This is a genomic window from Streptomyces sp. NPDC101132 (assembly GCF_044759225.1).
Lineage (GTDB): Bacteria > Actinomycetota > Actinomycetes > Streptomycetales > Streptomycetaceae > Streptomyces.
This window is the reverse complement of sequence record NZ_JBIVYX010000021.1, coordinates 1-11,127: the sequence shown is the minus strand read 5'-3', so window position 1 is coordinate 11,127 and position 11,127 is coordinate 1. Positions and strand designations below refer to the sequence as shown.

The following is an 11,127-nucleotide window of genomic DNA, read 5'->3' as shown; positions in this document are numbered from 1 at the left end:
GTGCCGAGGTGCCCTGAGTTGCGGCGAGACGACCCTGATCGTCACCGTTTCGACGGTCTCGACGGCCGGGTACTTGCGCGATCCGCCGGTCCCGTGTGGACTACGCCCAATGCTGCGCGTACGCGCGCGGCCGAAGACATTCACCGAACATGAGCAGGAGGCAACCCGTGAGCGCGACCGCGGACCACGCGGAGAACCAGGCCGTCAGGCTGGGTTTCCAGTCCGAGCAGGTGGTCCAGGAGATCGGCTACGACGATGATGTCGATCACGACTTCCGCGAGATCGTCGAGGGAGTCGTGGGTGAGCTCGTCGACGAGGACTACGACGACGTCGCCGACGCCGTGCTTCTCTGGTTCCGCGACGAGGACGGCGACCTGACCGACACGCTGGTGGACGCCACCGAGCTGGTCGAGGACGGCGCGCTGATCCTGCTGCTGACGCCCAAGACCGGACGCGACGGTTACGTGGAGCCCAGCGACATCAGCGAGGCCGCGACCACCGCGGGTCTGTCGCAGACCAAGAGCGTCAGCGTCGGCAAGGAGTGGATCGCCAGCCGCCTGATGACCCCGAAGGCCGCCAAGTCCGGCAAGCGCTGATCCGGCGCCGCACGTGCGGACGGGACCCCCGCCGACCACCCGGTCGGCGGGGGTCCCGCGTTTTTTCCGCACCCGGCCGCCGGGCATAGGCTGTGCCGCACCCGTACAGCACCACCGAAGGGAAGCGACGATGGCCATCGAGGCCGGCGACAAGGCCCCTGACTTCGAGCTCAAGGACAACCACGGCGTCACCGTCCGGCTCTCCGACTTCCGCGGCGAGAAGAACGTCGTCCTGCTCTTCTACCCGTTCGCCTTCACGGGCGTCTGCACCACCGAGCTGTGCGAGCTGCGCGACCAGCTGCCGCGCTTCGTGAACGAGGACACCCAGCTGCTGGCCGTCTCCAACGACTCCGTCCCCACGCTGCGCGTCTTCGGCGAGCAGGAGGGCCTGGAGTACCCGCTGCTGTCCGACTTCTGGCCGCACGGCGAGACCTCCCGGGCGTACGGCGTCTTCGCCGAGGACAAGGGCTGCGCCGTCCGCGGCACCTTCATCATCGACAAGGACGGCGTCGTCCGCTGGACCGTGGTCAACGGCCTGGCCGACGCCCGCGACCTGAACGAGTACGTCAAGGCCCTCGACAGCCTCTGATCCAACGCGGCAGCCTGGGGAAAGACGGTGCGGCAGCCCGGGAAAATCCGGTGCGGACGGGAACCCGTCACTAGGATCGAACCGTTGATCCGGTAGCAACGCACGACGGGGCACCGCCCCACACAAACCAATGGAGGACCCGTGGGAGTCAGCCTCAGCAAGGGCGGCAACGTCTCGCTGACCAAGGCCGCCCCCAACCTGACGGCGGTCATCGTCGGCCTGGGCTGGGACGCTCGCACCACCACCGGGGTTGACTTCGACCTCGACGCCAGTGCCCTGCTGACGAACGACCAGGGCAAGGTCACCAACGACGCGAACTTCGTCTTCTTCAACAACCTCAAGAGCCCCGACGGCTCCGTGGAGCACACCGGTGACAACCTCACCGGTGAGGGCGAGGGCGACGACGAGCAGATCAAGGTGAACCTGGCCGGCGTGCCGGCCGATGTGCACCGCATCGTCTTCCCGGTCTCGATCTACGAGGCCGAGAGCCGCCAGCAGAGCTTCGGCCAGGTGCGCAACGCCTTCATCCGCGTCGTCAACCAGGCGGACAACGTGGAGCTCGCCCGTTACGACCTCAGCGAGGACGCCTCCACCGAGACCGCCATGGTCTTCGGCGAGCTGTACCGCAACGGCGCCGAGTGGAAGTTCCGCGCCATCGGCCAGGGCTACGCCTCCGGTCTCCGGGGCATCGCGCAGGACTTCGGCGTCAACGTCTGAGCCGCCGAGCAGCAGCAGTAACCGGTCCGGCGCCGCGCACCCCGTGTGTGCGGCGCCGGACCGGCTTTGCCACCACACCGTCCGGGGAGGACCACGAACATGGGCGTCACACTCGCCAAGGGGGGCAACGTCTCCCTCTCCAAGGCCGCACCGAACCTCACCCGCGTGATGATCGGGCTCGGCTGGGACGCGCGCTCCACCACGGGGGCCGACTTCGACCTCGACGCCAGCGCCCTGATGTGCCAGAACGGCCGGGTGCTCGGGGACCCGTACTTCGTCTTCTACAACAACCTCAGGAGCCCCGAGGGGTCCGTCGAACACACCGGCGACAACCTCACCGGCGAGGGTGACGGCGACGACGAGTCGATCCTCATCGACCTCACGCTCGTGCCGGCCGAGGTCGACAAGATCGTCTTCCCGGTCTCGATCCACGACGCCGACGCCCGCCGGCAGACCTTCGGCCAGGTCACGAACGCCTTCATCCGCGTCGTGAACGTCGCCGACGGTGCCGAACTCGCCCGCTACGACCTGAGCGAGGACGCCTCCTCGGAGACCGCGATGATCTTCGGCGAGGTGTACCGGTACGGCGGCGAGTGGAAGTTCAGGGCCGTGGGCCAGGGGTACGCGTCGGGCCTGAGGGGCATCGCTCTAGACTTCGGGGTCAATGTTTCGTAAAGCCGCGCCTGGATGAGGTACCTGTGGTTCTGAAAACCTTCGGCTGGTCGTTCGCCGTCACGGCGCTCGGTCTGGCCTTTGCCGCGTGGCAGTGGGGGTGGGAGGCGTTCGGGATCGTCCTGATCCTGTCGATCCTCGAGATCTCGCTGTCCTTCGACAACGCGGTCGTCAACGCCGGAATCCTGAAGAAGATGAACGCCTTCTGGCAGAAGATCTTCCTCACGATCGGTGTGCTGATCGCCGTGTTCGGCATGCGCCTGGTCTTCCCGGTGGCCATCGTGGCCATCAGTGCGAAGGTCGGTCCGATCGAGGCCGTGAACCTCGCCCTGGACCAGCCCGAGCAGTACGAAGCGCTCGTCACCGACGCCCACCCGGCGATCGCCGCCTTCGGCGGGATGTTCCTGCTGATGATCTTCCTCGACTTCATCTTCGAGGACCGGGACATCAAGTGGCTCGCCTGGCTGGAGCGTCCCCTCGCCAAGCTCGGCAAGGTCGACATGCTGTCGGTCTGCGTCGCCCTGATCGCCCTGCTGGTCACGGCGATGACCTTCGCGACGAACGCGCACACCAGCACCGGCCACGCGGACAAGTCGGCGACCGTGCTGCTGTCCGGTGTGGCGGGCCTGATCACGTACCTCATCGTCGGCGGCCTCTCCTCCTACTTCGAGGACAAGCTCGAAGAGGAAGAGGAGCGCGAGCACGAGGAGGAGGAGAAGGCCAAGGCCGCGGGCAAGGAGGTCTCCGCGGTCGGCCTGGCCGGCAAGGCGGCGTTCTTCCTCTTCCTGTACCTGGAGGTCCTCGACGCCTCCTTCTCCTTCGACGGCGTGATCGGCGCCTTCGCCATCACCAACCACATCTTCTGGATGGCGCTCGGCCTCGGCATCGGCGCCATGTACGTCCGGTCGCTCACGGTCTACCTGGTCCGCCAGGGCACCCTGGACGACTACGTCTACCTGGAGCACGGCGCCCACTACGCCATCGGCGCGCTGGCCGTCATCCTGCTCATCACCATCGAGCACGAGATCAGCGAGATCATCACCGGCCTCATCGGCGTGGTGCTGATCGCCGCCTCCTTCTGGTCCTCCGTCGTCCGCAACAAGCGGCTGGGGTCCGACGACAAGGCGGAGGTCGCCTCCGGGGTGTGACCCGGCGGTGATTGCGGAACGCTCTACGCGGGGCGGCCGGGAGGGTACGGACCCTTCGGCCGCCCCGCGGTCTTGCCCGAGCACGGACGACCTGGGGAGTTGTGGGGGAGATGGGGTTCTTCGACGGGCTGAGGGGCGGCCGGGCGGCGCAGTTCCAGTCCGGCAGCGCATCGTCGAACGCGATCGAGCTGACCAGGCGACATCCGACGGTGTCGCTCACCAAGCAGGGCGCCGTCAACGGCAACCTGCGGGTCAACCTCTCCTGGCGGATGCGGACCTCCGACATCGGCGGCCGGTCCGGCCAGAGCGGCCAGCTCCTGCGCCACCCCTTCAAGCTCTTCAAGCCCGAGATCGTGCAGGCCCACACGCAGGGCATGGTCAACGTCGACCTCGACATCGGCTGCCTGTACGAGCTCACCGACGGCAGCCGGGGCGTCGTACAGCCCCTGGGGAACTTCCTCGGCGACATCAACAGCCCGCCGTACGTGAAGCTCAGCGGCGACGACCGGTTCGGCGCCCCCTCGGGCGAGACCCTCTTCGTCAACCTCGACCACTGGGAGTCGATCAAGCGCCTGCTGGTCTTCGTCTACATCTACGACCAGACGCCGGCCTTCGACCGCACCCACGCCCTGGTCACCCTCTACCCGGTCACCGGACCCCGGATCGAGATCGCCCTCGACGAGCGGCACCCCCAGGCGCGGTCCTGCGCCGTGGTGTCCCTGGAGAACGTCAAGGGCGAGCTGATCGTGCGCCGTGAGGTGAAGTTCGTGTACGGCTTCCAGGCCGAGCTCGACCGGCTCTACGGATGGGGACTGCAATGGGGGCGCGGCTACAAGACGAGCAAGACCTGAGCCGCACCCCGGAGGCTCCCCGGCGCTCAGCGCCGCAGGAACTGCGGGCCCTGCGGCGGCAGCCGGAAGTCCGGGTCGCCGCCCGGGCCCGGCACCGGCACGGGCACCGGCGGGGCAGAGACCGGCTGCGGATAGCCGTACGCGGGCGGGGTGGCCGGCGGGGCCTGGGTCTCCGGGGCCGGGGCGGGCGTGGCGGTGGCGGGCGTCGGGCGCATGGCCTGCGTCGCCTGCTCCACGGCGGCCTCGGCACCGGGCATCTCGGCGTTCTCGTCGACCGAGATGCCGTGGTCGGTGGCCAGGCCCTCCAGACCGTTCGAGTACCCCTCGCCCAGCGCGCGGAACTTCCACGCGTCCCCGCGCCGGTACAGCTCGCCGCAGATCATGGCCGTCTCGGTGCCGGTCTCCGGGCGGACGTCGAAGTAGGCCAGCGGGTCGCCGCCGGCGCTCGGCGCGGCGTCGTACAGCAGGATCCGCAGGTCCGGGACCCGTTCGAAGGGCACGTCCTCCGCCGAGGCGACGACGAGCACGCGGTCGACCGCGGCGGTCAGCGCGGCCAGGTCGGCCTGGACCGCGTCCGTCACGGCCTCCCCGAGGCGCTTCTTGCCCAGCCGCCAGACGGCCCCCGACGGGTGCCGCGGCTGGTTGTAGAAGACGAAGTCCTCGTCCGAGCGCACACGGCCGTCAGGGCCCAGTACCAGGGCCGAGGCGTCGACGTCCGGAACCTCCGGACCGCTGGTCCAGCGCAGCACCGCCCGGACCGCAGTGGCGGCCACGGGGATGTTCGAACCCTTCTGCATCGCGTGCGTCATGCCCGTCATCCTGCCCTCTGGGAGCGGAGCGGGACAATGCGGCCCCCCTTGTGGGCACGGGGGCGGGTGGGCATGGTGCAAGGGGGTTACCTGAATTTCATGAGCTTGAGGAACTCTTGACACTCATTCGTACGTACTATTACCGGCCACGCCAGAGGGGCCGCCGAGGCAGTACGGGGGAAGCACATGCGTCATTTCGGGCACGTTTCGCCTGCTGTCCGTAAGGACCTCTTCCACCAGGAACCCGTCGAATTCGACGCCGGGTCGCCGGCCCGCACCCTCGCCGCGGCCCTCGGAGCGACGCTCTACAGCCCCGCCACCCGCCCCCGGCTCGCCGACGACGTACGCAAGCAGGCCGCCCGCGGAGTGGTCTCCATGGTGCTCTGCCTGGAGGATTCCATCAGCGACGGCGAGGTCGTCGGTGCGGAGGAGAACCTCGTCCGCCAGTTCGCCGACCTCGACGCGGCCGGCGGCGAGGTGCCGCTGCTCTTCATCCGGGTCCGCGTACCCGAGCAGATCCCGGACCTCACCGCCCGGCTCGGACCGGCCGTCCGGCACTTGGCCGGATTCGTACTCCCGAAGTTCACGGAGGAGCGCGGCGAGGCCTTCCTGGAGGCCCTCACCCGTGCGGAGGCCGTATGCGATCGCCGGCTGTACGCCATGCCGGTGCTCGAATCGCCCGAGCTGCTCCACCTGGAGACCCGGGCCGCGGCGCTCGCCGGGATCTTCCGCACGGTCGACCGGCACCGCGACCGCGTCCTCGCACTGCGCCTGGGCGTCACCGACTTCTGCTCCGCCTACGGGCTGCGCCGCACCCCCGACATGACCGCGTACGACGTCCAGATCGTCGCCGGCGTCATCGCCGACGTGGTCAACGTCCTCTCCCGGGCGGACGGCACCGGCTTCACGGTCACCGGCCCGGTCTGGGAGTACTTCCGCCACCAGGAGCGGAAGTTCAAGCCCCAGCTGCGCCGCAGCCCCTTCCTCGACGGACAGGCGGAGGAACTGCGCACCGCCCTGATCGAGCACGACCTCGACGGGCTGCTGCGCGAGATCGAACTCGACCGGGCCAACGGCCTGCTCGGCAAGACCTGCATCCACCCCGCGCACACCACCCCCGTGCACGCGCTCTCGGTGGTCTCGCACGAGGAGTTCAGCGACGCCCAGGACATCCTGCGGCCCGAGCGGGGCGGCGGCGGGGTGCTGCGCTCCGCCTACACGAACAAGATGAACGAGGTGAAGCCCCACCGGGCCTGGGCGGAGCGCACGATGCTGCGCGCCGAGGTCTTCGGCGTGGCCCGCGAGGAGGTCGGCTTCGTCGACCTGCTCACCGCCGGGCTGTCGGGCTGAGCCGGTGGAGACGACGGAAGGGCGAGTCGACGACGTGGTGTGGTCGGGATCCTGGGTGGCCGAACGGCTGGGCGTGGACCTGCGGGAAGCGGGTGCCGGAGCCGGCGCCGCCGGTGGCAGTGCCGCGGGTGCCGGTGCCGGCGGTGCTGCGGGTGCCGCTGCGGCCGGTGGTGCCGGGGCCGGTGGCGCGGCCGGCGACGCCGCCGGTGCGGCCGGTGCGGGTCTCCGCGACCTGCTGGGCCTCGCCCTGCGCCGCAACCCGAAGCGGGCCCACCTGCTGGTCTCCAACGTGCTGGGCAAGCACGTGCCCCAGTCGCCCGCGACGGTCCACCGGGCCGGCTACCGGCTCGGCCTGCGGGTGCGCGAGCTGCTGGGCCCCGACGGGGCCGCCCGCGCGGTCGTGCTCGGGTACGCGGAGACCGCCACCGGCCTCGGGCACTCCGTGGCCGACGGGCTCGCCGACGCCCCGTACCTGCACTCGACCCGGCGGCCGGTGCCGGGCGTGGCCACCGCGGGAGGGTTCGAGGAGTCCCACTCCCACGCCACCTCGCACCTGCTCCTGCCCGAGGACCCCGAGCTGCTGGCCGGCACCGGGCCGCTGGTGCTGGTGGACGACGAGTTCTCCACCGGCAACACCGTGCTGAACACCATCCGCGACCTCCACGACCGCCACCCGCGCGACCGGTACGTCGTCGTGGCGCTGGTCGACATGCGCTCGCCGGAGGACCGCGACCGCCTCGACGCCTTCGCGGACTCCCTGGGCGCGCGGGTGGACCTGGTCGCCCTCGCCTCCGGCACGGTCCACCTCCCGCCGGGAGTCCTGGAGAAGGGCCAGGCCCTGGTGGCGGCCCACGAGGCCGCCGCCGCCCCCGCCCCTCCCGCTTCCCCCGCGTCCCCTCCGGCCGCTCCGGCCGCTCCGGCGTCCGAGGAGCGGGGTACGGGGCGGCGCCCCGGGTCCTCCGGCGTACCGCCGCTCCGCGTCGACCTCGGCTGGCCCGCCGGCGTACCCGACGGCGGCCGCCACGGGTTCACCCCGGCGCACCGCGCGGCCCTGGCCGACGCACTCCCCGGCATGGCCGCCCGGATCGCCGCCGCGCTCGGCCCGGAGCCCGGCCGCGTGCTCGTCCTCGGCAACGAGGAGCTGATGTACGCGCCGCTGGCCCTCGCCCGGGAGCTGGAACGTTCCGGCAGTGCCGCCGAGGTCCGCTTCTCCACCACCACGCGCTCCCCGGTGCTGGCCGTCGACGACCCCGGCTACGCCATCCGCACCCGCCTGGTCTTCCCGGCCCACGACGAGCCGGCCGACGGCCCCGGCGACCGGTACGCGTACAACGTCGCCGGAGCCGGCTTCGACGCCGTCGTCGTCGTGGTCGACTCCGCGGGCGACACCCCCGCCCTGCACGCCCCGGACGGGCTGCCCGCCGTACTCGCCCCGCACACGGGCCGGGTGCTGCTGGCCGTCGTCCCCTCGTACGTACCGCCGTACGCGACCGCATCCGACCGGCAGGAGCCGATCATGCCCGAGCCTCTCCGAGGCCCAGACTTCTCCTCCTACGCCGCCGAGGACGTCGGCTGGCTGCTCCAGGACCTCTCCGGAGTCCGGCTGGAGGCGCCCACCGAGGAGCGCGAGGAGGCCATCCAGGCGGGCGGCGCGCACTACGCCGAGTCCCTGCCGGTCGAGTACCAGCCGAGCGAGCGCTACCAGGAGCTGTACCAGCAGGCCCTGACCGCCTCCGCCGCCCGGGTCGCCCGCGCCGTCGGCACGGTCACCGAGACCGTGCTCGCCGAGCGCTCCCCGCGCCCCGTCCTCGTCTCGCTGGCCCGCGCCGGCACCCCCGTCGGCGTCCTGATGCGCCGCTGGGCCCGGCACCGGCACGGCCTGGACCTGCCCCACTACGCGGTCTCCATCGTCCGCGGCCGGGGCATCGACGCCAACGCCCTGCGCTGGCTCGCCGCCCACCACGACCCCGCGGACGTGGTCTTCGTGGACGGCTGGACCGGCAAGGGCGCCATCACCCGCGAACTCACCGCCGCCCTGGAGGCCCACCGGCAGGAGGAAGGGGGCCCCGGCTTCAACCCGGACGTCGTGGTGCTCGCCGACCCGGGCGGCTGCGTCGCCACCTACGGCACCCGCGAGGACTTCCTCATCCCCTCGGCCTGCCTGAACTCCACCGTTTCCGGACTCATATCCCGTACCGTGCTGCGCGCGGACCTCGTCGGCCCCCACGACTTCCACGGCGCGAAGTTCTACCGGGAGCTGGCCGGGGCCGACGTCTCGGCCGACTTCGTCGACACCGTGGCCGCCCGCTTCGACGAGGTGGCCGACGCGGTCGACGCCGAGGTCAAGGAGCTGCTGGCGGCGGACCGGGCCCCCACCTGGGAGGGCTGGGCGGCCGTCGAACGGATCAGTGAGGAGTACGGCATCCACGACGTGAACCTGGTCAAGCCCGGCGTCGGCGAGACGACGCGGGTCCTGCTGCGGCGGGTCCCCTGGAAGATCCTGGCGCGCCGCGGCGCGGGCGCCGACCTCGGCCACGTACGGCTGCTCGCCGAACAGCGCGGGGTGCCCGTCGAGGAGGTCGACGACCTGCCGTACAGCTGCGTCGGCCTGATCCACCCGCGGTACACGCGCGGCGCGACCGGCGCCGACGGCAAGGCGGTGGCGGCCCAGTGACCGTCCTCGTCGCGAGCGACCTCGACCGCACGCTCATCTACTCGACCGCGGCCCTCGGGCTGACCATGCCCGACGCGCTGGCGCCCCGGCTGCTCTGCGTCGAGGTGCACGAGAGCAAGCCGCTCTCCTTCATGACGGAGACCGCGGCGGCGCTGCTCGCCGAGCTCACCGCCGACCCGTCGGTGGTCTTCGTCCCCACCACCACCCGCACCCGCAAGCAGTACCAGCGGATCCGCTTCCCCGGCCGCCCCGCGCCCTACGCGATCTGCGCCAACGGCGGGCAGCTGCTGGTCGACGGCGTACCGGACCGGGACTGGCGGCGGCAGGTCGCGCGGCGGCTGGCGGAGGAGTGCGCCCCGCTGGAGGAGGTGCGCAACCACCTGATCGCCACCTCGCACCCGTCCTGGCTGCGCAAGGAGCGGGTGGCGGAGGACCTCTTCGCGTACCTCGTCGTCGAGCGGCAGCTGCTGCCCGAGGAGTGGCTGAAGGCCCTCACGGAGTGGGCCGGGGCGCGCGGCTGGACCGTGTCCCTCCAGGGGCGGAAGGTGTACGCCGTACCGCGCCCGCTCACCAAGAGCGCGGCGATGCGCGAGGTGGTCCGGCGCACCGGTGCCACCCGCACCCTGGCCGCCGGCGACTCGCTGCTGGACGCCGACCTGCTGCTGGCCGCGGACGCCGGCTGGCGGCCGGGCCACGGCGAGCTGGCCGACGCGGGATGGACGGCGCCGGGCGTGACGGCGCTGGATCTGGCCGGTGTCGTGGCGGGCGAGGAAATCGTCCGCCGGTTCAGCCGTATCGCGGGTGTTCGCCGGGAAGACTGACCGGCATGACCAAGGGCAACACGACCAAGATCACCGAAGAGCTGTACGCCTACGTGCTCGACCACAACCCCCCGCTGGACGCGGTGCAGCGGGGGCTGGTCGAGACGACGTACGAGCGCTTCCCGGGCGTCGCGGGCATGCAGTCCGCGGAGGAGCAGGGGCCGCTGCTGGCCTTCCTGGTGCGGCTGGTGGGCGCCAGACACGTGGTCGAGGTCGGTACGTTCACCGGCTTCTCGGCGCTGTCGATGGCCCAGGCCCTGCCCCCGGACGGCCGGCTGATCGCCTGCGACATCTCCGAGGAGTGGACCTCCGTGGGCCACGCGGCCTGGGCGGAGGCGGGCGTCGCCGACCGCATCGACCTGCGCATAGCGCCGGCCCTGGAGACGCTGCGGGCGATGCCGGAGGAGCCGCACGTGGACCTGGCGTACCTGGACGCGGACAAGGAGAGTTACGTCGCGTACTGGGAGGAGCTGGTTCCGCGGATGCGGCCGGGCGGCCTGATCGTCGCGGACAACACCCTCTTCCACGGCCGGGTGGTCGACCCGGCGGCGACGGGGGCTCCGGCGGCCATCCGGCAGTTCAACGACCACGTGGCGAAGGACGGGCGGATGGACAGCGTGCTGACCATCATCTCGGACGGGCTGACGCTGTCGCGGAAGAAGTGACCCGGCGCGGGACCGTTCCTCCCGGCGGGGGCCATTCGTGCGGGCCCCGCGAGCTGCGGCGGGGCCGTCCCCCCGAGCGGCGGCGGGGCCGTCCCCCGAGGGGACGGCCCGGCACAGCCGGAAGGGGCGCGGTCTAGGCCCTGTCTTTCGGATCAGGCCGGGCTCGCGGGGCCTGGCACGCGCGCTCGCCGCGTTGTCGTCGGTCGCCAACGTCCCCCAGCTACCGCTGGGGGTA

The 11,127-nt window shown here is 71.5% G+C and carries 11 protein-coding genes; 10 read left to right on the top strand and 1 reads right to left on the bottom strand.

Translation table 11 applies throughout. From position 1 onward, the window contains the following. Window positions 1-167 precede the first annotated feature (167 nt). From ACIQUR_RS33320 to ACIQUR_RS33295, 6 genes are all read left to right on the top strand, one after another. Window positions 168-596 carry a DUF3052 domain-containing protein gene (locus ACIQUR_RS33320; protein ID WP_399951580.1) on the top strand — a complete coding sequence of 143 codons (429 nt, stop codon included), beginning with the start codon at window positions 168-170 and terminating at the stop codon, window positions 594-596. Between the two features lie 130 nt (window positions 597-726). Further along, window positions 727-1,185: a peroxiredoxin gene (locus ACIQUR_RS33315; protein WP_403672740.1), complete on the top strand. Its 459-nt coding sequence runs from the start codon at window positions 727-729 to the stop codon at window positions 1,183-1,185. 141 nt (window positions 1,186-1,326) lie between these two features. Further along, complete coding sequence (locus tag ACIQUR_RS33310) at window positions 1,327-1,902, top strand: TerD family protein (RefSeq protein WP_403672737.1); 576 nt, start codon at window positions 1,327-1,329, stop codon at window positions 1,900-1,902. Window positions 1,903-2,001: 99 nt separating this feature from the next. Beyond that, the gene (locus ACIQUR_RS33305) at window positions 2,002-2,577 is read left to right on the top strand and encodes a TerD family protein (protein WP_399951589.1); all 576 of its coding nucleotides are present in this window, start codon (window positions 2,002-2,004) and stop codon (window positions 2,575-2,577) included. A gap of 23 nt (window positions 2,578-2,600) precedes the next feature. Continuing rightward, window positions 2,601-3,722 (top strand): DUF475 domain-containing protein, encoded by a 1,122-nt coding sequence (locus tag ACIQUR_RS33300; RefSeq protein ID WP_403672733.1) that lies wholly within the window; start codon window positions 2,601-2,603, stop codon window positions 3,720-3,722. Window positions 3,723-3,832: 110 nt separating this feature from the next. Continuing rightward, complete coding sequence (locus ACIQUR_RS33295) at window positions 3,833-4,573, top strand: Tellurium resistance (RefSeq protein WP_403672730.1); 741 nt, start codon at window positions 3,833-3,835, stop codon at window positions 4,571-4,573. Between the two features lie 26 nt (window positions 4,574-4,599). On the opposite strand, the gene ACIQUR_RS33290 is transcribed toward ACIQUR_RS33295, so the two are convergent. Next, window positions 4,600-5,382, bottom strand: coding sequence for a TerD family protein (locus ACIQUR_RS33290; RefSeq protein WP_403672728.1), 783 nt, complete (start codon window positions 5,380-5,382; stop codon window positions 4,600-4,602). Window positions 5,383-5,568: 186 nt separating this feature from the next. On the opposite strand from ACIQUR_RS33290, the gene ACIQUR_RS33285 reads away from it, so the two are divergent. The 4 genes from ACIQUR_RS33285 to ACIQUR_RS33270 are packed head-to-tail and all read left to right on the top strand — an operon-like array spanning window position 5,569 to window position 10,892. Further along, on the top strand, window positions 5,569-6,732 hold the full coding sequence (locus tag ACIQUR_RS33285; RefSeq protein ID WP_403672725.1) for an HpcH/HpaI aldolase/citrate lyase family protein: 1,164 nt from the start codon (window positions 5,569-5,571) through the stop codon (window positions 6,730-6,732). 4 nt (window positions 6,733-6,736) lie between these two features. After that, window positions 6,737-9,406, top strand: coding sequence for a phosphoribosyltransferase (locus tag ACIQUR_RS33280; protein ID WP_403672722.1), 2,670 nt, complete (start codon window positions 6,737-6,739; stop codon window positions 9,404-9,406). Then, window positions 9,403-10,227, top strand: a complete 825-nt coding sequence (locus tag ACIQUR_RS33275) for an HAD family hydrolase (protein WP_403672720.1) — start codon at window positions 9,403-9,405, stop codon at window positions 10,225-10,227. The genes ACIQUR_RS33280 and ACIQUR_RS33275 overlap by 4 nt, the downstream gene beginning before the upstream one ends. 5 nt (window positions 10,228-10,232) lie before the next feature. After that, window positions 10,233-10,892 (top strand): O-methyltransferase, encoded by a 660-nt coding sequence (locus tag ACIQUR_RS33270; RefSeq protein WP_403672717.1) that lies wholly within the window; start codon window positions 10,233-10,235, stop codon window positions 10,890-10,892. Window positions 10,893-11,127 lie beyond the last annotated feature (235 nt).

Excerpts from the sequence above, each read along its gene's own strand:
- ACIQUR_RS33295 (WP_403672730.1), top strand. The coding sequence starts at position 3,833 with ATGGGGTTCTTCGACGGGCTGAGGGGCGGCCGGGCGGCGCAGTTCCAG.
- ACIQUR_RS33315 (WP_403672740.1), top strand. The coding sequence starts at position 727 with ATGGCCATCGAGGCCGGCGACAAGGCCCCTGACTTCGAGCTCAAGGAC.
- ACIQUR_RS33285 (WP_403672725.1), top strand. The coding sequence starts at position 5,569 with ATGCGTCATTTCGGGCACGTTTCGCCTGCTGTCCGTAAGGACCTCTTC.
- ACIQUR_RS33290 (WP_403672728.1), bottom strand. The coding sequence starts at position 5,382 with ATGACGCACGCGATGCAGAAGGGTTCGAACATCCCCGTGGCCGCCACT.
- ACIQUR_RS33305 (WP_399951589.1), top strand. The coding sequence starts at position 2,002 with ATGGGCGTCACACTCGCCAAGGGGGGCAACGTCTCCCTCTCCAAGGCC.
- ACIQUR_RS33270 (WP_403672717.1), top strand. The coding sequence starts at position 10,233 with ATGACCAAGGGCAACACGACCAAGATCACCGAAGAGCTGTACGCCTAC.